The organism is Lyngbya sp. CCY1209, from assembly GCF_035615495.1.
In the GTDB taxonomy this organism is placed as follows: Bacteria; Cyanobacteriota; Cyanobacteriia; order Cyanobacteriales; family Microcoleaceae; genus Limnospira.
In genome coordinates, this window is record NZ_JAJENU010000085.1 from 1 (window position 1) to 698 (window position 698).

Annotated in this window: 1 protein-coding gene; it reads left to right on the forward strand. The window is 44.6% G+C overall.

Going from position 1 to position 698, the window contains the following annotated elements; genetic code table 11:
* Positions 1-183: 183 nt before the first annotated feature.
* Positions 184-498 (forward strand): type II toxin-antitoxin system VapC family toxin, encoded by a 315-nt coding sequence (locus tag LKE08_RS00440; RefSeq protein WP_324702222.1) that lies wholly within the window; start codon positions 184-186, stop codon positions 496-498.
* Positions 499-698: the final 200 nt, after the last annotated feature.

A 698-nucleotide genomic window follows, 5' to 3' on the forward strand; every position in this document is an offset into this window, starting at 1 on the left:
TGTTAAAAATTTCGACTTTTTTTGAGAAACCCTTGCTTTTGCGCTTGACTTCCGGTATTATTTTAGATAATGGGAGTAGTGACAGAAATAAAATTTTTGCAACCATCCGATTATTTTGAAGGATGTCAATAGTTTACGGGAAATTTCGCCCCCTGTCAACCCCCTCTTGACACGAATTTTGACATGGGAAAGCGATCGCCCCTCAACACAACATCACCAGCGATCGCGCTAAATTACCCCGCTGCCGAGGCAAAAGCCAGCTTGCTGAGGCTCAAGGGATTGGCACTCAAAAGAATGGCAATTCCAGAGTTGGTGAGTGAGGCCCTGGATATAGCGATCGCCCAGGCTATATCAGCCTATGATGCCTGCTACATTGCACTCTCGGAGCGTTTGAAGATACCGTTCGTGACGGCTGACAGTAAACTTATTCGATCACTAGAGGGAACAGCATATCAGATTCATTCCTTGATGTCGTTCGATGAGTGGATCGGATTTTGACGAATCATTTCACACTGCTATAGCCCCCGACACCCCCAATTCTGGGGGCTTTGAGTGGCGCGATCGCAAATATCGGAATTTTTCCGTCATCGCGATCGCCCCCTGGAGTCGATTGATTGGCTTCACATTGCCGATCGCATTATTTATTTTTTCAAAAAAAATTAAGAAATGTTAAAAATTTCGACTTTTTTTGAGAAACC